General features: G+C 37.5%; 32 protein-coding genes. 28 read left to right on the top strand and 4 right to left on the bottom strand.

Annotation, left to right across the window (positions count from 1 at the left end):
• Window positions 1-362 precede the first annotated feature (362 nt).
• The 3 genes from GLV98_RS12400 (at window position 363) to GLV98_RS20170 (ending at window position 3,641) form a co-directional block, all read left to right on the top strand.
• Window positions 363-2,687 carry a sensor histidine kinase gene (locus tag GLV98_RS12400; protein ID WP_160915618.1) on the top strand — a complete coding sequence of 775 codons (2,325 nt, stop codon included), beginning with the start codon at window positions 363-365 and terminating at the stop codon, window positions 2,685-2,687.
• Complete coding sequence (locus tag GLV98_RS12395) at window positions 2,684-3,334, top strand: response regulator transcription factor (protein WP_160915617.1); 651 nt, start codon at window positions 2,684-2,686, stop codon at window positions 3,332-3,334. Before GLV98_RS12400 ends, GLV98_RS12395 begins: the two co-directional genes overlap by 4 nt.
• A gap of 94 nt (window positions 3,335-3,428) precedes the next feature.
• On the top strand, window positions 3,429-3,641 hold the full coding sequence (locus GLV98_RS20170; protein WP_160915615.1) for a LuxR C-terminal-related transcriptional regulator: 213 nt from the start codon (window positions 3,429-3,431) through the stop codon (window positions 3,639-3,641).
• On the opposite strand, the gene GLV98_RS12385 is transcribed toward GLV98_RS20170, so the two are convergent.
• The 4 genes from GLV98_RS12385 to GLV98_RS12370 form a co-directional block, all read right to left on the bottom strand.
• Window positions 3,638-4,138 carry an ImmA/IrrE family metallo-endopeptidase gene (locus GLV98_RS12385; RefSeq protein WP_337193751.1) on the bottom strand — a complete coding sequence of 167 codons (501 nt, stop codon included), beginning with the start codon at window positions 4,136-4,138 and terminating at the stop codon, window positions 3,638-3,640. The two genes, GLV98_RS20170 and GLV98_RS12385, sit on opposite strands and share 4 nt — an antisense overlap.
• Window positions 4,139-4,218: 80 nt before the next feature.
• On the bottom strand, window positions 4,219-5,097 hold the full coding sequence (locus GLV98_RS12380) for a DNA adenine methylase (RefSeq protein WP_160915613.1): 879 nt from the start codon (window positions 5,095-5,097) through the stop codon (window positions 4,219-4,221).
• Window positions 5,098-5,158: 61 nt separating this feature from the next.
• On the bottom strand, window positions 5,159-6,751 hold the full coding sequence (locus tag GLV98_RS12375; protein WP_160915611.1) for a hypothetical protein: 1,593 nt from the start codon (window positions 6,749-6,751) through the stop codon (window positions 5,159-5,161).
• A 137-nt stretch (window positions 6,752-6,888) separates the two neighbouring features.
• The gene (locus GLV98_RS12370; RefSeq protein WP_160915609.1) at window positions 6,889-7,311 is read right to left on the bottom strand and encodes a helix-turn-helix domain-containing protein; all 423 of its coding nucleotides are present in this window, start codon (window positions 7,309-7,311) and stop codon (window positions 6,889-6,891) included.
• Between the two features lie 161 nt (window positions 7,312-7,472).
• Here GLV98_RS12370 and GLV98_RS20165 point away from each other — a divergent pair, with 161 nt between their 5' ends.
• The 25 genes from GLV98_RS20165 to GLV98_RS12260 all read left to right on the top strand — a co-directional run bounded on the left by GLV98_RS20165 (window position 7,473) and on the right by GLV98_RS12260 (window position 19,172).
• Window positions 7,473-7,703 carry a helix-turn-helix transcriptional regulator gene (locus GLV98_RS20165; protein ID WP_272917300.1) on the top strand — a complete coding sequence of 77 codons (231 nt, stop codon included), beginning with the start codon at window positions 7,473-7,475 and terminating at the stop codon, window positions 7,701-7,703.
• Between the two features lie 58 nt (window positions 7,704-7,761).
• Window positions 7,762-7,902, top strand: a complete 141-nt coding sequence (locus tag GLV98_RS20010; RefSeq protein ID WP_202410039.1) for a hypothetical protein — start codon at window positions 7,762-7,764, stop codon at window positions 7,900-7,902.
• A 78-nt stretch (window positions 7,903-7,980) separates the two neighbouring features.
• Window positions 7,981-8,493, top strand: a complete 513-nt coding sequence (locus GLV98_RS12360; RefSeq protein ID WP_160915605.1) for a helix-turn-helix transcriptional regulator — start codon at window positions 7,981-7,983, stop codon at window positions 8,491-8,493.
• A gap of 14 nt (window positions 8,494-8,507) precedes the next feature.
• Window positions 8,508-8,795 (top strand): YqaH family protein, encoded by a 288-nt coding sequence (locus tag GLV98_RS12355; protein WP_160915603.1) that lies wholly within the window; start codon window positions 8,508-8,510, stop codon window positions 8,793-8,795.
• Between the two features lie 81 nt (window positions 8,796-8,876).
• Window positions 8,877-9,074, top strand: coding sequence for a hypothetical protein (locus tag GLV98_RS12350; RefSeq protein ID WP_160915601.1), 198 nt, complete (start codon window positions 8,877-8,879; stop codon window positions 9,072-9,074).
• 229 nt (window positions 9,075-9,303) lie between these two features.
• Entirely contained in the window at window positions 9,304-9,477 is a 174-nt protein-coding gene (locus GLV98_RS12345) for a hypothetical protein (protein ID WP_160915599.1), read from the top strand.
• A gap of 232 nt (window positions 9,478-9,709) precedes the next feature.
• Window positions 9,710-10,564, top strand: a complete 855-nt coding sequence (locus GLV98_RS12340; protein WP_160915597.1) for a Lin1244/Lin1753 domain-containing protein — start codon at window positions 9,710-9,712, stop codon at window positions 10,562-10,564.
• Window positions 10,561-10,893 carry a hypothetical protein gene (locus GLV98_RS12335; protein WP_160915595.1) on the top strand — a complete coding sequence of 111 codons (333 nt, stop codon included), beginning with the start codon at window positions 10,561-10,563 and terminating at the stop codon, window positions 10,891-10,893. The genes GLV98_RS12340 and GLV98_RS12335 overlap by 4 nt, the downstream gene beginning before the upstream one ends.
• Window positions 10,883-12,181: a replicative DNA helicase gene (dnaB, locus tag GLV98_RS12330; RefSeq protein ID WP_160915592.1), complete on the top strand. Its 1,299-nt coding sequence runs from the start codon at window positions 10,883-10,885 to the stop codon at window positions 12,179-12,181. Before GLV98_RS12335 ends, dnaB begins: the two co-directional genes overlap by 11 nt.
• Window positions 12,178-12,342, top strand: coding sequence for a hypothetical protein (locus tag GLV98_RS12325; RefSeq protein WP_160915590.1), 165 nt, complete (start codon window positions 12,178-12,180; stop codon window positions 12,340-12,342). The genes dnaB and GLV98_RS12325 overlap by 4 nt, the downstream gene beginning before the upstream one ends.
• Complete coding sequence (locus tag GLV98_RS12320; protein ID WP_160915588.1) at window positions 12,339-12,506, top strand: hypothetical protein; 168 nt, start codon at window positions 12,339-12,341, stop codon at window positions 12,504-12,506. The genes GLV98_RS12325 and GLV98_RS12320 overlap by 4 nt, the downstream gene beginning before the upstream one ends.
• Window positions 12,507-12,517: 11 nt before the next feature.
• The gene (locus GLV98_RS12315) at window positions 12,518-12,715 is read left to right on the top strand and encodes a hypothetical protein (protein WP_160915586.1); all 198 of its coding nucleotides are present in this window, start codon (window positions 12,518-12,520) and stop codon (window positions 12,713-12,715) included.
• Window positions 12,712-13,242, top strand: a complete 531-nt coding sequence (locus tag GLV98_RS12310; protein ID WP_160915584.1) for a dUTP diphosphatase — start codon at window positions 12,712-12,714, stop codon at window positions 13,240-13,242. The genes GLV98_RS12315 and GLV98_RS12310 overlap by 4 nt, the downstream gene beginning before the upstream one ends.
• A 231-nt stretch (window positions 13,243-13,473) precedes the next feature.
• Complete coding sequence (locus GLV98_RS20285; protein WP_272917299.1) at window positions 13,474-13,602, top strand: hypothetical protein; 129 nt, start codon at window positions 13,474-13,476, stop codon at window positions 13,600-13,602.
• Window positions 13,599-13,721: a hypothetical protein gene (locus GLV98_RS20280; protein ID WP_272917298.1), complete on the top strand. Its 123-nt coding sequence runs from the start codon at window positions 13,599-13,601 to the stop codon at window positions 13,719-13,721. The genes GLV98_RS20285 and GLV98_RS20280 overlap by 4 nt, the downstream gene beginning before the upstream one ends.
• Before the next feature lie 190 nt (window positions 13,722-13,911).
• Window positions 13,912-14,310: a zinc-finger domain-containing protein gene (locus GLV98_RS12305; RefSeq protein WP_160915582.1), complete on the top strand. Its 399-nt coding sequence runs from the start codon at window positions 13,912-13,914 to the stop codon at window positions 14,308-14,310.
• 5 nt (window positions 14,311-14,315) lie between these two features.
• Window positions 14,316-14,462: a hypothetical protein gene (locus tag GLV98_RS12300; RefSeq protein WP_160915580.1), complete on the top strand. Its 147-nt coding sequence runs from the start codon at window positions 14,316-14,318 to the stop codon at window positions 14,460-14,462.
• A 76-nt stretch (window positions 14,463-14,538) separates the two neighbouring features.
• Entirely contained in the window at window positions 14,539-14,739 is a 201-nt protein-coding gene (locus GLV98_RS12295; protein WP_237417130.1) for a DUF3954 domain-containing protein, read from the top strand.
• A gap of 116 nt (window positions 14,740-14,855) precedes the next feature.
• On the top strand, window positions 14,856-15,305 hold the full coding sequence (locus GLV98_RS12290; RefSeq protein ID WP_160915578.1) for an ArpU family phage packaging/lysis transcriptional regulator: 450 nt from the start codon (window positions 14,856-14,858) through the stop codon (window positions 15,303-15,305).
• Complete coding sequence (locus tag GLV98_RS12285; protein ID WP_160915576.1) at window positions 15,302-15,844, top strand: site-specific integrase; 543 nt, start codon at window positions 15,302-15,304, stop codon at window positions 15,842-15,844. The genes GLV98_RS12290 and GLV98_RS12285 overlap by 4 nt, the downstream gene beginning before the upstream one ends.
• 256 nt (window positions 15,845-16,100) lie before the next feature.
• The gene (locus tag GLV98_RS12280) at window positions 16,101-16,733 is read left to right on the top strand and encodes a hypothetical protein (protein WP_160915574.1); all 633 of its coding nucleotides are present in this window, start codon (window positions 16,101-16,103) and stop codon (window positions 16,731-16,733) included.
• Window positions 16,734-16,743: 10 nt separating this feature from the next.
• Window positions 16,744-17,292: a hypothetical protein gene (locus GLV98_RS12275; RefSeq protein ID WP_160915572.1), complete on the top strand. Its 549-nt coding sequence runs from the start codon at window positions 16,744-16,746 to the stop codon at window positions 17,290-17,292.
• The gene (locus GLV98_RS12270) at window positions 17,289-17,840 is read left to right on the top strand and encodes a type II toxin-antitoxin system VapC family toxin (RefSeq protein WP_160915570.1); all 552 of its coding nucleotides are present in this window, start codon (window positions 17,289-17,291) and stop codon (window positions 17,838-17,840) included. Before GLV98_RS12275 ends, GLV98_RS12270 begins: the two co-directional genes overlap by 4 nt.
• A gap of 331 nt (window positions 17,841-18,171) precedes the next feature.
• The gene (locus GLV98_RS12265) at window positions 18,172-18,765 is read left to right on the top strand and encodes a hypothetical protein (RefSeq protein WP_160915568.1); all 594 of its coding nucleotides are present in this window, start codon (window positions 18,172-18,174) and stop codon (window positions 18,763-18,765) included.
• 89 nt (window positions 18,766-18,854) lie between these two features.
• Window positions 18,855-19,172, top strand: coding sequence for an HNH endonuclease (locus GLV98_RS12260; RefSeq protein WP_160915566.1), 318 nt, complete (start codon window positions 18,855-18,857; stop codon window positions 19,170-19,172).
• The last annotated feature ends 92 nt before the right edge of the window (window positions 19,173-19,264 follow it).

The following is a 19,264-nucleotide window of genomic DNA, read 5'->3' as shown; positions in this document are numbered from 1 at the left end:
ACGAAAAGAAGTCTCCATTTTTACATGGAGGCTTCTTTTCTTTCGCCAAATATATCTATTTCTTCCACAAACGCTCCTTATTCTAGAAGACTCAGTTTCAAGACTTTTGTAGAGTGAATGGGGCTGCGGGGAATAACTCGCTTTCCGCGTGAGCTCGGTGAGCCTCCTCGAACTGCGAGTAGCTTCCCAGCCACCCCTGACGCTCATCCCAAGAAACGAACCCCCAAACATCTCGAAATTGAGTCTTCCACAATCCTGCCATTTAGCTTAATAACACGTATGAAAAAAGACTATGGGTTGTAGGCTGGAAGTTCCATAGTATAATAGACTTGGTTGAATAATGTACGAAGGTGGATTTATATATGTTTAATTTCAAATGGTCTCAGTGGCTGGTCCTATCCTTTTTCATCCTGTCTGCTTGTTACATGATCGTATTATCGGTCACTCAGCCATACCTTGGTATCGATGTGAACGAAAGACAAGGAGAATGGGTGGTGACCTCTGTCCATAGTGGAAGTTGGGGAGACCGTCATGGAGTTCCGTTGGGAGGAGAAGTCCATTCAATAAATGGCGCATCCCCAGAAGAACACCGTTCAATTTCCATGTTCGATGAATTAGAGGGAGCGAACTCCTTTTCAGTCCAACATAATGGACAAGAGATTTTCTACAACGACATTGAAAATTCAAGCCCCATTCATTGGCTATTGTACATAGTCCTGCCTGCTCTTTTCTTTTTAGTTATTTTGGGCATATCCTACTTGGTTCATAAACGGGTACCGAAAAGATATTCAGCGGAACAACTGATTTTGTTCTTCCTAGCGATTGCTACAGGATATTTAAGCAACGGTGGGGCCGTGAGGGATGATTTGTACGGTTTGTTTTTGAACACGGGTTTATTCTTGTTTTCACCTGTGATTCTAATCCATTTCTTATATAATTATTTTCAGGAATTAGACATTTATTGGTTTTCTAAAAAGATCGTTTACTTGTTATACCTCACTGTAGGACTCGTATCGTTACTTGAAGGCTACTTCCTGATCACTGAATCTTATCCTACTATTTTCGAGCCGGTTCCTGGCGGGTTGCTTTTGGTTTTATATATTATATCTTTTTATATCATTTACCGAGGACTATTTATTCACAGAGGTTACGCCGTCGGACCTATCTTCAAATATATGGCTGTAGGAATGACGATTGCGTTCTTTCCTTATATTTTTCTTTATTTAATTCCCGCTCTTGCTTTTGGAGTGAAAGTGATTTCACTTGAAGTTGGAGCAATGTTTCTTATCGCTTTACCGATCACGTTCATGTATTTGGTAACAAGAGAGAGATTGATTGATATTGACTTTGTGATGACGCGTGTCCGGTATTACATGATTCTATCTGTCATCCCAAGTTTAGCTCTGATGTTTACGATTGGCTGGCTCGTTGAAGAAGATTTATACGTGATCAGTTACATTCAAATGTTCTTGTTGTTCCAATCTTCTTTGGTCTTGTTTTTATCAGTAAAAGAAGTGTTGGATTTCAAACTGCAGCGATATTTGTTTTCGGCTCGCTATGGCTATCAGGAGAGTATGCACCGGATGGCACAGGATATGAAGGACCAATCCAATGCGGTCGATTTAATGAAGGTCATGCGTGATGAAGTGAAAAATGTACTGAATGTTCGAGATATATACATTTACTCCAAGCATAATAAACGAAATATGTATTGTGTGTACGATCAGATTCCTGAGGATATCATCGAACACTTTGATGAGTATCTGAACAATCATCATTATGATATCGGTTCGGTGATTGAAACTGAGAAAGGGTTTGGAGTCATTGTAGGCTATTCGTTGGAAAAGCTGACCATGATGTGGTGTAAAGGGAAAAAAGATTACACAAACCTGAACCGTGATGAGAAGACGTACTTGCAAACCATCTCCCATAATGCAAATATTGCGATTCAAAATATGAACACGATTGAGGATCTATTAAAAGAACTTCGTAAATTGAGAAGCGGTCAGACACAAAAATATCCAACCTGGCTTTCAAGGTTATTGTTCACGATCGCTGAAAATCAAAGAAAACAGCTCTCCATTGATTTGCATGACACAGTGCTGCAAGAGCAACTGTATCTTTATAGAAAGATGGATGATTTAATTAGACATAGAAATGATTTAACTCCAAGTTTACATGCAGAGTTGATGGTTTATAAAGAGTCTCTCCTGGATAGTATTCACTTGATTCGAGAGACGTGCAATGAGCTGCGTCCGGCATTCATTGAGGAAATGGGGCTCGTTCAATCATTAAAGAATTTAATTCATCAATACCAGCTCCGCTCTAATTTTACGGTTTATTTCACGGATGAACGATTTGATGCAGAACTGGACCAAGAGCGGATCTTAGCTATCTTCAGAGTTGTTCAGGAACTTTTGACGAATGCGATGAAACACTCGGATGCAAAAATTGTCAAACTATCGTTATCAAGTCAAGAGAACCAAGTGGTACTTTTATATTCCGATAATGGAAGAGGCATGGACTATTCTGTTCAACGTGATTTGTTCTCCCATATTGGGTTGTCTGGTATTGAACAACGGGTGAATGGTCTGAATGGACACCTGGAAATAGAAACAAAACCAGGTGAAGGGTTTAAGACGATGATTACGTTTCCGATTGAAGCGAAAAGGGAGGTCCAAGTATGATGAATGTGTTAATCGTCGATGATCATCCTGCCGTAGGGGCAGGTACGAAAGCGATGCTCGAGCAAGAAGGGGACATGCAAGTAGATGTCACATACGAAAATGAAAAAGTAGAACCCCTTTTAAAACAAAAAAATTATGATATTGTCCTGTTAGATTTATATATGCCGGGTATAAATGGAATTGAGCTGGCCAAAAAAATTCGGAAGTCTTACCCTGACCTTAAGCTCCTTATTTATACAGGATTTGATTTGAACACCCACTTCAATATGCTAGTGGAAGCGGACATTAATGGTTTTGTCAGTAAAACGGCAACTAGTGAGCAACTAATAACCGCGATTCGTTGTGCATGCAGGGATGAAGTGGTCATTCCTATTCATTTATTTAAACAGTTGAGAAGGTCTGAGGCGAGTGTAAGTACTCCTTCTGAATCAGAAGAAGGCAACGGTTTCTCGTTGAATGAAAAAGAACAGTCCATCTTACAGGAAGTGGCGTCTGGTTATACAAACAGAGAGATCGCCCAGACCCTACACATGTCGCAGCGAAGTGTGGAGTACACGTTGACCGGGATTTTTAATAAACTGAATGTCAGGTCGCGAACTGAGGCGCTCTTCAAAGCGCAAGAACTCGGGCTTGTGTCTAAATCGTGAAACCGTAGCACAGGGCGACCTTCCTGTTCATACGATACAGAGACTAAATAATTCCCCTCATATAAGCTCAGGGACAACAAGGAGGGGTACGCTTGTGAAGGAGGACGGCTATCGGCCAACACAAATTCTTACCAAGCGGGAGCGAGAAGTTTTCGAGCTTCTAGTACAGGATAAGACAACACGTGAGATCGCAAAAGAGCTCTTCATTTCAGAGAAAACTGTGCGGAACCACATCTCGAATGAAATGAAACCCATTTGCAAACCGTTAAAAACCCCGAAGGGAAAGGATTCCTCTTCGGGGTTTTAGTTATTCAATATAGCATAGTCGACTTCTCGTGCCTTAATACATTCCAATCTAGTTTCACAAAGCTCGGGTGTTATCTTAAAGTCACTCACCCAACGTTCGATAATTTGGTCATCACTGAGATCGTATTTAGAGACCATATGAAAAGGAAGTGCAGCATAAAGGGTAAAATGTCGAGCATCTCTTTCTTGAAGTTCACGAAAAGCCTCAGGCATCATGGATTGAATTCCTACATGTCGGAGGATATGTCCGAGCTCGTGATAAAATTGTTCTTTTTGTACAAGCTTGTCTTCCCTTGCATCCAAGGTAATCCCTTTGTATCGACCATGAATGAGGTAAGACGAGGATTTGGGTTTCCGATGTACATAGATATCCATCTTCTTTGCAATCTTTACTGCTTTGAGTTGTTCCGGAGAAATGAAACCACGTCTTATGTACCAATTAGAAACCCAATCTTCTAAGTGAGTAGTTGTGTAATTTGGAAAATACAAGTTGATCACCGTCCCTACATACCTATTATAGGAACGTTTGTTCGGTTAATCAACAAAAAAATAACTCCATCTGTATTTTAACAGTGGAGTTATTTCATGGACATTTCATCGGTGAAGATAATATTATTTGAATTAGGGATAATTGTATTATCATTATGAATAAGGAACTCACTTGCTTTCCTAACTTTGTTTGCTGAGTAATTAAGCGAATATTGCCTTATGGTTTGTGAGCTATATATCTCTCGGATTGCTTCGTGATCATCGTATGTGGTAATCCATTTATAGTTCCTTAAATTTAAGATTTTTCTAGATAGTGATACGTGATCGTCATGATTATAGTAATTAGTGTATAGATTTTTTCCCTGTTTATAATATGGAGGGTCAAAGAAAACAAAAGTTGAAGAGTCATCCATTTGAGAAATATCATTACATATAAAATCCTCGGCATCCTTGTTAGTTAAGTGAATTCTGTCTTTAAAAGAATGAATCCTATTTACTTTTTGAATTAGTTTTTCCTTGTTATACCGACAATCCAATTTATATTTACTTTTTTGGGCCCTTCCACCTATTGGGCCGCCATCAATAATTCCTGAAACATTAGTACGATTTAAGAAGAAAGTTGCAAAACTGGTTTTTAACAAATCTACATCTTCATTTCTAATCCTCTGTTGTTTTTCCCACTCTGTTAAGGTTATTGGGGTTTCTTCAATGAGGCTTATGAATTCGTTAGGACAGTTTAATATGGAATACCAAATACCATAAATGTTTCGATCATAGTCATTAATGTGGATTTCGGAAACATACTCAGAAAATAGAAGAGATAAGGCTAATCCTGCTCCTCCTGCAAAGGGCTCGACATAAGACTTGCTTTTATATTCGGAAATATTTGTTTGAATTAAATCTATAATAAATTTTTTCATTTGGGTTTTTCCACCAGGATACCTTAAAGGTGATTCAGTTACAGGCAATAAGAAACACCTCCTTCTAGACTAGATTATAATAAATTCTTTTTAATGGCCAATAATTCGCTCAAAGTGTATTTTCAGGTTGTTTTAATTTTATTTCCCTTACTAATATTGAGTCAAGACACTGTATAATCGGACCTGTTTTTATCCATGAATCAATCACAGTTCTTTTCTCTGGGAAACTAATGGTGGAATGAACATAAAAATTTATCAGAGATGTCATTGGGTTATTATTGTCACTCTTATTACTAATCTCGTGAATTAACATCGGAATTTCAGCGTGTACTTCATAGTGAGTTTCCAAATGTGATTTTATCTGCAACAATAATTCTCTAAGATCTTTCCTTTTATCACGTTGTTTTGCTACGCCTTTAACTTTAGGAAGTCCATCCTTTAGGTGTTCGTCAATATAAACATGTACATAACTTTCTAAGAGGGAACGGATCAAAAAAATTGAGCTGATTTGAAACTCATCCACGTCGATTTTTTTTAGCTCTCGTAGAGTCCTAACTATTTTATTTTCTTGTTTAAAATGTTGCTGAAAATCAAATACAGTCGGTATAAGTTTTTTTGATTTATAAATATCTGTTGTTCTTTTTTGGCGCTTGGTTTCATCTCCGTCCTCACCCATAATCCCTTGCGTGTTCTCTTTTTCCTCATTACCATTATCCGTGGTAATTTCGTGATTATTATCGGGATCAGGAGTGCTGTTGACATCATTTCCGGGAGAGGTTTCCTCTTCAAAGGGTTCATTTTCTTTGGCAGCATTCTCTTTGGGTGTTTCATCAGTTTTCTCGGTGTTAGTATCTTCATTTGGTGGGTTTTGAATAGGATAGCTGGAACTTGCAAAATTAATAGGGGAATCTTTCCAATCATCATTCTTTATAAGGAACTGATCAGCAAATATTTTTCTGTCTTCTTTAGTGTATATATCACCTACTTGGAATTTCTTTGTTGAAAAACCTTGTATAATGTAATAGAGTTTTTTCTTAGCATCATTGTTTACAAACCTGATTTCTTGATTTCTCCGGTCTATTGTAATCCCGATAATTGTTCTGATATCCGGATCTTGTAGTAATCTATCAAGGTTCGTAATTCCGAAATTTGAATCTAGGGACCCATAAAATTCCTCCAAAAAATTCACGAAAAAGTTTCTAAAGTCATCTGTTTTTGAAAAGCGACCTTTCATTGGGGAATCCCATCTAACTCTTCCAGCCCCGTCGCTCTCCCCATCATGTTTAATTTTGATCCATTCATATAGTAAGGGGTCGTCCTCCGAATGAAAATAAACACAGTTTAATGATTCAATTGGAGTATAGTTATTCGCTTCTCTTATCCTCTTAACTTTTTTTATTAACTTTTCTCTTTCTGGTAACTCATAAGGTATGTTTTCAGGGGCATTCAATGTTTTAATTGATGTTAATCTTCTATTTCCTTCCATAGAGATGTAATGTCCCAGTTCTTCACTATACACTACTAACAAAAGGTCACTAGGATCAGGACCATTTTCAGCTATGTGTTCTATTAGTTTAATAGTTTTTTTATTAGATAATATTTTGGCCATTTCAGCATTTTCATCCACTTGTGGTTCGAAACGTGGGTTTTTCACGTAAACCTCTATATTATTTAGGCTTATATTTTTCATTTCATGGCTCATTAAACACCCTCCAAATTATATTTATTAGGTTATGCTATTTCGGTATCTCTGTAAAAACATGTTGTGTTTTAGGTAAAATTAACTAATAGCTAATCACAAATAAAACACGTCTTTTATCGACGTGTTTTAATTTTGAATCAAATGTCATCTACCTCTTCGAATTTGTTATCTTTATGTTGTCTGTTCTTGCTCTTGTTGTATAGGTACTCAAAGTAATCCTCAAGGCTGCGGAGATCTTCCGGGGTCATTTCCTTCCATTTCTCAATATCCCAGAATCCAGCATCTTGAACGTCGTATTTCTCAAATATTTTGTTGAGCTCCTGGAGTGGATCAAAGGGAGCTGAATTTTTAGTTGAAGTTTGCTGTTCAGTTCTACCTAAAAGGTAGTCTGTTGAAACGTCATAGAAGTCAGCTATTTTTTGCAATGTGTCATAGTCTGGCTTGCGCTTTTCAATTTCATAATGTGCATATGTACCTCTTGTGATGTTCAGTTTTTCTGCAAGCTCTGATTGCGTCATTTTTTTTGATTGCCGTAAATATTTCATTCTTTGACCTATCATGGAAAGCACTTCCCATTTCGTATTATTAACTACATTATAATGTAGCTTTTAGTTACAATAAATAAATGTAGCGATTCAGTACATTTATGGTTGACAGTAGCGTTATGCTACATTATGATATAACTATAAAGTCGCAAATCGCTACAAAAGGTGGTGGTGAATTGAAACAACGAAAATGGTTAATCGAGTTAAGGAAATCCGGAAAAATGACACAATTACAAGTTGCAAATGAGTCAGGAATTGAGAGAGCATACTACACTCAAATTGAGAATGGATTAAGAAACCCAAGTGTTAATGTAGCAAAAAAGATATCCAACACTCTGGGATTTGATTGGGCAATTTTTTTTGAAGATGAATGTAGCGAAAAGCGACAAAAACCTAAACCTATCTAATAATTTTAATGGTTTGTACCAATGATTCGGCAACATACACATGAATTGAGGTGATGCTATGGCTAATCAAAAGCAAAAAAAGAAGTCTCCATTGGTAATTGTGAAAGAGCATTTCGGCACGATACCAGCAAAAGAAGCATTCGAGCGTGCCTTTGCTCCTTACTTTGATCAAAAGAAGGAACACCAGAAGACATCTTAGTACCATAAATTAACTTTACATTGATCCTGCGTATATAAGAACCGGGATTAAAATACATGACAAAGGAGGGCTTTTTGAATGAAGCCTGGACAAGCCCTAAAAGAAATGAGAAACGGGCTGGGGCTTACACAAGATGCAGTCGCCAATGATTTAAACATCAGTAAGCAATCAGTATCCCATTATGAATCCGGAAGAAGAACATTTCAGGAAGATGTAGCGAGGGAGTCGTTAAATACTTATGACGATCCTGTTTATGCATTAAGTATCATCAGTGAATTCTCTGGGGGATATACCGCACCTAAGATCAATGGAAAGGCTCTTGAATGGCACAGACTTAGCTTAGAAGAATTCGCCATAAGAGAGGTCAATGAGGCTGTTTCAATACTTAATCAGGTTAGCTTAATTAAATCTCCTAATGAAACTAATGAAGAAGAAAAAGAGCGAGTGGCAGAGGCCATTGATGAAATATTGGATGCGGAAATGGCACTCAGTAATCTAAAAGCGATTCTTGGCAAAGAATATATGATTTCCATCAAAGAAAGAGTGAAGAGAAGGAAGCCGGTTTGGAAGTCTAGAGGCTGGATTGAATAAGGAGGATCACAAATATGAATATAGACCAATTTTTAAAGAATGATTTAGGAACGGTAGCAAAGGAAGCTAAGTGCTTAAAGGATTTGCAGGAGGACTTAAAAGAAAAAGTCGCTGCTTGTGATACAGAAGGCGTTTATACGGTTTGTAAGGATATTCAAAAAAGTACTCAAGTACTCGTAGAACTCAAAGCGAAGAAGGACAGGCAGATTGAATTAACTCAAATATCCCAGAAGCTACACGATCAAGGGATTCTTTGTACAGTAGTTCGGAGGTACGAGAATGCAAAAGCTCAAACTTCTTGATATATCTTACCTGATTTTATTTGCTATCAGTCTAGTAATCTTGTACATGGCTTTTATTACTACAATTTAGGAGGTGTTCTGGTGATTAAGAATAGCGAGGTTTTTGATGAAGTCACTGATCAAGCGATGAAAAGGGAGAATCGCAATGATTTTTATGCAGGTTTCATAGGGAAACTTCAGTGGGCTATGAGGAATGCAGAAAGAAATAACAGGGAGTCGATATCACTTGATGAAATTACAGAGCTTGCAGAAGAAATGGAAGCCAAAACAAAAAAATAGCCACCTGGATGAGGGTCCAGATGACTATAAAGTTTAAGCATTTAACGAGTTACTCCTATTTTACCATGCATGTTAGTCGCAGAGCAAGGTGAAAAGGAGTGAAAAAAGATTAGCGATAGGCCCAGCCTGTCGTCGAGGATAGAGGCTAAATCAAAAACATATTGATTTCCTCCTTGCCCCTGGACGATGCGTTGAGCATTAATACATATAGAAAGGAAGGTGCACACAGTTGGTCTTTGAAGTCAATTTTTGTACTAAGAATGAAAAAGGCGACTTCAATACGATCCACAGCGAGGTCATCCTGTCGGAAGGAGTAGCCAGCTGCCAATTGATCGCAAATGAAATCGCCCAAACCTTAAAAGTAGACAACATTAAGATTTTCATTGGTGACTTTTTTGAATAAGTTTGACTCTATTTTAACACATTTACCGTTAATAGGGGATGATCACGATTGAACTAACACAAAGAACGATTTCTATACCATATCACTACATTTGGATGTCTAAGCTATGCCCTAACCCTCGAAACACATTTAAGGCGTATGTGAGGGGATACGTGCAAAGCACACATCCAGGGTGGCAGTTAAAAGATATCGATAAAATGTACGCAATTATTGAGAAAAAAGGAGGCCAATCATGAGCAAAGAGGCTTATTACTTCTCCCACGACTCAAACGCAAGAAACGATCCTAAGATAATGGCCATGATCAGTGAACATGGGATTCAAGGATACGGCATGTTTTGGGTGGTGGTAGAGATGCTCAGAGAACAAGAAGAATACAAGTTACCAGTAAAAAAATATGTATTTAATGCATTAGCAATGCAAACGCAATGCAGTGCAGATGCAACGCAAAGCTTTGTAGATGCGTGCATAAATGAGTATGAATTGTTCGAGTCAGACGGGGAGTTTTTCTGGTCAAATTCATTGAAAAAACGAATGAATAAGAAGAACAACAAGAGTGAAAAAGCGAAAAAAGCTGCTGAAGCAAGGTGGAAAAAAGCCCGTCATAATAAGGATTCAGACAAAAAAGAAGAAAATGAAAATGCTCAAGCAATGCAACCGCATAGCAAACGCAATGCTCAAGCAATGCCTAAAGTAAAGGAAAGTAAAGGAAAGGAAAGTAAAAGTATTAATACAGCAGATGAAGAACGCGCGAGTTCTGAAAATCCTTTTACAGTCTATGAAGAAAACTACGGGATTATTAAACCCATCTTAAAAGATTCAATTGATTCGTGGTGCGAGGATCTTGGGGATGACATTGTCATAGCTGCCATGAAGCTAGGTTATAAAAAAGGTGGCAGAACCTTTGGCTATGTTGAAGAGATTTTAAAAGAGTGGACGGACAAGCAACTTAAGACTTTGGACGAAGTTAGAACTTATGAAAATCATAAACGAGATAAAAAGAAGACTATCCCTTTTAAAAAAGCATCAGGAGATGGTAATGTTCAAAGTATTTTCGACAAATATCGTGGTGAGGAGGGTGAAGGATGAACCAAAGACAAGCTGTAGAAGTCTTGGAGACTATTCATGAGCTATACCCTAGAAACTTTGATGTCACAGACAAAAAGATGGCGCTCTTCATTCCCCAGTTAAAAAAGATGGATTACAAAGGAGTTATGAGAAAGCTTTCAGACTTTGCAACGAAGCATCCTTACCCACCAACATTAGCGGAAATCGCAGTTTACCCGCCTCAGAAAAACGAAGCACTTGAGAAAATGCGCCGTTGGGAAGAGGAAGCTAAACAAGTCCCAGAAGAAACGAAGCAGCACTTTCGTCAAGAAATTAAAAAGCTGATGAGGGATAAAAGCCATGATTCGTAATTACGAGGCTGAACAGGCTATCCTTGGATCTGTCCTTCTGGAAGGTTCTATCGTCCGAGATTTAATCCTGGAGGATATACACTTTGATGAGTCAGCTCACAGGAAAATCTATAAAGCTATGAGAGAGATTAGCGACCAGGACCAACCAATCAACATTGTCTCTGTTACTACACAATTAGGAGATATCATACACAATTGTGGTGGCGTTAGTTATTTGACCGACCTTGCAGGATCCGTCCCAAGCACCGCAGCCGTTAAACATTATCAACGCATGGTACTGGAAGCTTACCGCAATCGGAAAACCCAGGAACAAGCCCTCAAGTATTCAGAAAACCCAGGAGATATAAGTTTAGATGACTTGATTAAAAATCTGGAATCAATGCGGGAGTTAGGTGTCGAGTCAGAAGAAAAAAGCACCTACGATTACTTAACTGAAATTGCAAATGACATTTTATCCCCTACAAGTGATGAACAAAACGGTTTTAAGACAGGTTACAGAGATTTTGACAATATGACCGGAGGAGGGCCACAAAGAGGTGATTTAATCATCGTTGCAGCAAGACCATCGATGGGAAAAACAGCATTTGCACTTAATATGGCATCTGGTCATTGTCGTAATGGTGGATCCGTAGACATGTTTAGCTTGGAAATGGGGGCCAAACAACTTCTCCACCGAATGATATCAGCTGAAGGTAACATCGACGGTCAAAAGTGGCGGACCATGAGCTTTTCTACTGAGGATTACAACAAAGCACTGGATGCCATCGGAGTGATAACTGACTGGCAGGTTGATATCCACGAAAAAGCACGGACGGTTAGTGATATACGAGCCATCGTAAGACGATCGGTGAACGAAAAGAATCGTGATAAGCACATGGTGGTCATTGATTACTTACAGCTGATGAGCTCGGTTGGACGGTATGAACGTCGGGATTTGGAAGTAGGAGCCATGACACGAGAGCTAAAACTCCTTGCCAGAGAGTTAGATATACCTATCATTCTCTTATCCCAGCTATCCAGAGGGGTAGAGTCCAGGCAGGACAAGAGACCGATGATGTCTGACCTTAGGGAGTCTGGAAACATCGAACAAGATGCAGACGTAATTGGGTTTCTGTATAGAGATGATTACTATGATGCGGAGTCCGAGAATCAAAATATCGTAGAGATCATCCTCGGTAAACAGAGGAACGGCCCCGTAGGTAATGTGGAGTTAGCTTTCTTAAAAGAATACGGAAAATTCGTTAATCTCGATTATCGATATTCAGAAATGGAGGTACCACCGGCATGACCAATCAAGTGTTTTTGTTGATGAAAGTTCATTACGAAAAGACAGGTGAGATTCTTTCTTCTGATCGACTAATTCAGATGAACATGAATCCCCAGTACGTCGTTGATGGCATTATGCAGTTTGACCATTACCTTGATGAACGGAGGAGGGTTCTCGCTTGAAGGTCAGTGAACTAGACTTCAAAACAAAGCACGTCATCGAGCAGCTACACAATATGGGTTACACGGATACAGAAGGACTCACTTATGACGAGCTCGTTAGTAAATTGGCAATGGCTAGGGCTATGGAAGTGGATGTTGCAAGTGATGAAAATAAATGGTTTTAGGAGGTTAACCTATGAAGCTATCCAAAACGGCACCTACTCAATTATCAAGGGGAGTAGAGGAACGTAGGAATCACCTTATTCACAAACTTTGGACAATGGGTTATTCGAAAGACCGTGTAGGTAAGCGAACGGAAGAAATGACGCTCACAGAACTGGAGCAGATACACATTAATTTAAGGTGCCAAGTTGCTAGGAGGGTGGAGCCGTGAATTTAGAAAAATTGTACGAAATTCAAGGTGGGTTAGATGCTCACATCGTTAAAGAACAAGAACTACAAGAAGAATGGCTGTTTGAGGAAAAGATTTTAGCATTAAAGGTTGAAATTGGGGAGTTAGCAAACGAAACACGTTGTTTTAAATTTTGGTCTAAGAAAGCTCCTAGTCCTAGAGAGGTTCAACTCGAAGAGTATGTCGATTGTCTTCACTTCTTCCTAAGTTTAGCTATGGATTTAGAGATGGATCCAGAGGCATTACAAGTTTCGCAAGACTATACAAGAGACACCATGATTGAGACATTTAATGATTTGTATGAATATCTAGCAGAGTTAACAGCGATAAGCGATGTAGACACACCGGCAACTATAAACAGGAGTGATTTACAAGAATCATTATATGTGGCTTTTAGCTGTTTTGTAGGTCTCGGAGAAAAACATCTTGGTTTCACTTGGAAAGAAATCGAACAAGCTTATTACGCTAAGAATCTAGAAAACCATAAACGACAACTTAATGGATATTGAGGTGAGGAGATGGTTCTATACGATCATTTAGTCATATGTCCTACTTGTAAGGGGCAGGGAAACCGTCCATCTAAGGAAGTATGTGGATTATGTTTTGGAGAAGGAGTAGTTACACCTGAGCATGCATTTGAAGAGACAATTAAGGAGGCTGCTAATGACTGAGTTCATCGCTTGTATGTTTCGTTGCCCTCTCTTGGTTGCTGCTGGATCTCTTTGAAGGAGAGTGAGTGTATGAAGGAGCCGAAATGGTACTACCTTTTTAAAGTGGACGAGGATCATCGTGTTTATGTATATGAGCCATTAACAGCGATAGAAGTGCAAATGATGCAGAAACTCGGTTGGAAGGTGAGGAAGATTTGAAGAATGGAGATCAGCTGCAAGTCAAAGCTACAGTCCAGAAAGTGAAGAAGGATGTTCCGACAGTCCTTGAGATTAATGGTAAACGATATGTGCATGAACCGAAAAGCCAACGGAAGTGACGGATAAGACTCAATATGCGAAGGAGTGAAAAGGATGTACACATGTGATGAATGTGGGGGGCAAGGAGTGATTATCGTTGATATATCAAAAGGAAGTGTTAGGTCATGCCCTGTTTGTGAAGGTGCAGGAGAAACAGAAAGCTAAAGCACATTCCGAAGATTATGCGCAATAAGAAAAGAGGTGAATTCAATGCTTGATCAAAAAGTACTCAAGCAGATCAATAAGCTAGAGAAAGAAAATTGTAAAGGGTGCGAGAAAATCGTTGGACTCAGTCACAAAAACTTTGCTTCTAAGGTGTGTAAAAGCTGTCCGATTGGTAAAGAAATTAGAAATCTTGGTGCGAAAGTGGAAATCACCAAAACACAACGAGTGTTGAATAAAGGTGAGGATATGACGTACGAAGATATCCTTTTTCTACTCCGAAACGAGGTGGAAATCCAAGACATATTCAGAGCAGTCGGACTAACACACGCTTCCTTCCGGACGTACATGAAACGTCACGAACGGGACACACACGGAAGACCATTACCTAAAAAGAGGGAGAGAGTCTCATTAGAGAGGATATGGAGTGCAAGCATCGTCAGGTAGTGACTTTGCTAGAAGAAAATAAGCGATTGAAAGAGGCATTGAGGAAGATTTATGATACAGCAGATTCTTATGAGTGGCACTACTATTACGAAAACACGCCAGAAAAACATATCCGTGATACGGTTCACAATGCATTGGTGGGTGCACGATAAAAATAAAAAAGCCAGAGCATAAGCCCCAGCTTTAATGTAATCTGACAATCTCATTATAACATAGGGGGCCTAATCAATGGGAGGCATAATAAATGAAACGACCATGGTAGCTGAAATAGACCTTAATGAAAATGCAGCATACGTAGTTATTGATGGGCAGTTAACTAAAGTGTTGCCTAAGAAATTTGGAACGGACGAAATTCATTGGAAAGATGGAAAGGTTCTAGATGTTGTAAGGTCTGAAAGACATCGATTGAAAGGGCAAAGTGAAATATAAAATATAATTTGTCTGAGCGAAGAACGCAGGGCACTAATTACTATTTGTACACACCATGTGTACATAGTAGTTAGTGCTCTTTATTTTTTATTAAGGAAAATAAAAGGAGTGTTTTCATGGGGCAATTAAATTTTAACCTACCTGAGATAGATCGAGAAGAAACGAAGAAGAATGTTGAAGCAGCATTGGAAAAGTATCAAATTTATTTATTGATGGACCCTTCAGAGATTGCACCTAAGATTACATCATCCTTTAAGATAACTCCACCTTCAAATAATAATCAATTCCATTCTTCAACAGAGAGTACAGCTATTGACCGAATTGATAAAGAGGCCGAAAGAAATGAATATATTGATAAGATACGAAAAGCTGTGAACCGGCTGGCATATAAAGAACGATCAATTATTATCAAACGTTATATGGAAGATGAAGATACATTGGATTACCTAACTTACAATGAGCTAGGTTTGAGTGAGCGTCATTATTATCGTGTTAAGTCCAGGGCTTTCTACAAGTTGGCTTTCATCTTGAGAATTGAAGTTTATAAGGAAGGAGAAAGCGCATGAACTTTGTACAACCTATTCGAGATCCAGAAGTTATCCGTGCTATTAAAAAGTATCTTCGAGAGGATAATGATCGTAATTATATGATGTTTGTAGTAGGGATCAATAGTGGATTGCGAATTTCAGATATCCTTCCATTAAGAGTGAAAGATGCTAAGAGACCATATTTTAGTATTAGGGAGAAGAAGACCAGTAAACAAAAGCGTATTGATATGACACCTTCTTTAAAGAAAGAACTAAAGTGGTATGTAGAAGGAAAGGAAGACCATGAGTTTTTATTTAAAAGCAGAGAGGGCATCAATAAACCAATTGGTCGTAGCATGGCTTACAAGATACTTAGAAGTGCTGCTGAATATGTCAGCTTAGATGAAATCGGTACACATACATTAAGGAAAACCTTCGGTTATCATTTCTACAAACAGACAAAGGATGTGGCTTTGCTGCAGGAGATATTTAATCATTCAAGTCCAGCGATCACCTTAAAGTATATTGGTATCAACCAGGACGGCATCGACAAAGCAATGAAGGAATTTAAGATATGAGCTCATCTACTGGTGAGTTCTTTTTTTATGTTTTCTTATTAGTTCATCATAAAAAAATGATGTGTAATCCATTTTAAGGAATTATGATAGAATGAAGTGTATCAAGGAGTTTGAGAGATTCGAGGATTACACAAAATATAAGATATGGGTAATTATTTACTGCCAATAATTATTGGAGTTTGTTATACTTTATAAAAGGAGCCACCTAAATTAGTGTAATATAATCTAATATTGTTCGTAGAAGAGAGGGAATAACATGATAATTAATTCCATAGATTACCAACGTTTTTCTTTATCAATTCTAGACCAGGAGTTTGATGTGAGCGATGAAAAATTAATATCAAACTTAGCTGTAATCCTTAGAAATGATTATCCTAGAAGAGAGTCTAGTGATAGATTTTATGCAGGATTTAATAACGAAGAGCGTAGAATCTTTTTCCTAACAAAGGATAGCTTGATGGTAAAAGAAGATAAAGTTAAGGAATTTCAGGCGAGTTTGGACTCCATTATAAATTCTACTAATGAGCTTGAGGAGCATTTAGAGTTTAATAGACCTTTTGATTTAGCTCTTCGTTTAGTAGCAAGCGCCGAAATAGATTCTGAGATTGATATTTTGGAGACTAGTGTAAATCATTTGTCTCCTAGAGGGATATCAATTGAAGATGTTCCAGGAGATTTCTTGTATTCAAAAACAGAATTCACTTTTGCAGTTGATGGTAAAACCTATACTTTAGAGGTTGAACCTGATGTTGAAAACGAATATCAATTAAATTTAGAGTTAAATGTTTTAGGTTTAAAAATAGAAGATACATCCGAGATAAGCGACATATTTAGTGACTCTAAGTCAATCTTGGAAGGTCTTATAAAGAAAATTGTAGGAAAGTGGTAGGTGAGTTGATATGAATGCAAGTGCTAATGGATATAATGCAGAAGTGATGCACACTCAAAAAGATTCACACGTCCTACGTTTTAAGAAAAAGAAAATGCATACATTAATTGAAAGTTTTATTGTACAAGCATATTTTGAAAAAGATAAAAGTAAAGATGTTATTAGAGATCTAGATGATATTACACAATACATTGATGAAATTGTTTACAGCGATGATGATCAGTCATTCCAAAATCACGAAAAGTATTCTAATTTTGGTTTAGAAGACTCATTTTTTGGGGATGACTATACCAAAAAACTAAGAAAAATAACTAAGTCGGTTAATAAAACCGCAATGGAGGAAAAGAAAATGGGTAGTGTACAAAGTAAAGAAGCTGCACTGCTACGTTTGTCAAAATCAAAAGGTGATGTAAAGAAAAGGTTTAGCCAAAATATGGGATCTGATAAGAGATCTAAAGTATTAGAGTCGCATGAACTTAGAGATATACTTAACGAGAAACTTAATGGATATTCTTTATCTAAAAACATTGTAGAAGAAAGAGATGAAGAAAGAATATGAGTATCGAATACTTTTTCTTTGATTCCAGTGCAATTGCTAAATTATATGTTACAGAAGTAGCTAGTCATGTGGTAGATGATATATATAGCAACGAGAATAATATTATTTTATTATCCGAATTGGCGTACACAGAAACGGTTTGTGCTACTCTAAAAATGAAAAATACTGGTAAAATTACTGCGGAAGATTATCAAAGTGCAATAGATACGTTCAATAACGACTTTTTAACTACTGAAGAAGATAGAATTATGCCAATTGCAATTTCGGACATAATTTCTAATACTCAAGATGTTATGTTGCGTGCTCATAATCTTAAAGATAAAGGGCATCCTCAATTGCAATACTTGAAAAGTCTTGATTCAATACAATTAACAAGTTGGCTAGAATATGCAGCTATAAAACCTACTTTTGTTACGGGTGATAGAAAATTAGCACTAATAGCAGAAGCATATAGTAACTTTTATAATCTAGAAATGAATGTAATTGATGTTAGTAGTTGTGATTGTGCAGAATGTAGACAGATTTATTCTAATGAGAATGCGGTGTAAAGGATAGGAAATAACATGTTATTTCCTATCCTTTTGTATTATTCTCTGGAAATACTACACTAAAAATATTATGGCAGAATTTTGGCATATGATAGGCAGGATATTACAAAGAAAAACCGTTATATTTGGAGTATGGGAATTTTGGAAAAGGCGCTCAAAGGGTGAGTGTCTTTTTTTTTTAGATTTGATTGTGTGGATACTAGGATAACTAACTAACTTATACATTTAGACAAACTAGTAGAGATTTATCTTTTCAAAGTATTGGGAGATTTGGGAGGTAATACCTTACTTTCCGTCGAATGAGGATTTGATGGAAAGGAGGAATAATTGCATGAGTGCTGAATGGACCGGTGTATTGATAAACGGCTTAATTGTAATCATTTATCTTATGACTCTTCGATCTAGTCATAAAATGGTTAAGGAAACAAAGGATATGGCAAGGGAAACGAAAATAAGCAGGGAAGAGTCATATCGCCCTGAAGTTATAGCCTATTTTAGAGAAGAAAATGGATTATTGTACTTTACAATAAAAAATAACGGTACACGACCTGCTTTTAACATCCATTTGTTTATTGAAAAATTCTTTAGTAATAACCATTTAGAAGGGGATATGAAATTCTTTAAGGTTGTACGTGGTTCAATTAGAGATGTTGAAAAGGAAATTAAGCTATTAGCACCAAACCAAAGCATTGAAGCTTTTTTTGGAATTAATCGTGAATTCCAACAAAGAGACCAAAGAGGTGGTCTTATCGCAGAATGTCCTATTGAAATATCTTACTATAATTATGAAGGAGATTTTTATAAAGAAAATTATAATCTAACATTAAGGGATTTCTTTAAAGAAGGGGATGTTTACATTCCCACTGAAGGAAAGCTCCTTGTGGAAGAGGTTGCAGCAATCAGAGAAGAGTTAAGAAAGAGATGAATTTTCAGCCTTACCTTTGCGACCTATAAATATAGGGAACTTTTAGACATCTGTATGTTGCAGGTGTCTTTTTATTTGGAGTGAAATGGATGGACATCAAACAAATCAAGAAGTTGATCATAGAAGACAAACTGGTTAAATTCTATCAATGCAAATCTTGGCGGATACTCAGACTCCAAGCGCTGGAGAGAGACAATTATGAATGTCAAGAGTGTAAACGAAAAGGGAAGGTTGGACCAGGGCAGAACGTTCACCACATTATGGAAGTAAAGACTTATCCTTATCTTGCTCTTGATCTAAAAAACGTTGAGTCAGTTTGTGTTAATTGTCATAACAAAGAACACAAGAGATTAGAAAAATATATTCGAAAGAAGAAACCAAAGTTCATAAATGAAGAACGTTGGTGAAATTGTTTCGAAAGACTTTAAAAAATAACTCCCCCCCTCAAAAGCTTTTCACCATTTTGGGGAACTCGCGAAACGGGGGAGGGGAGATAGGA

Source organism: Halobacillus litoralis (assembly GCF_009856415.1).
Lineage (GTDB): Bacteria > Bacillota > Bacilli > Bacillales > Halobacillaceae > Halobacillus > Halobacillus litoralis_C.
Note: the sequence above shows the minus strand (reverse complement) of the source record. Positions and strands in the feature narration are given on the sequence as shown.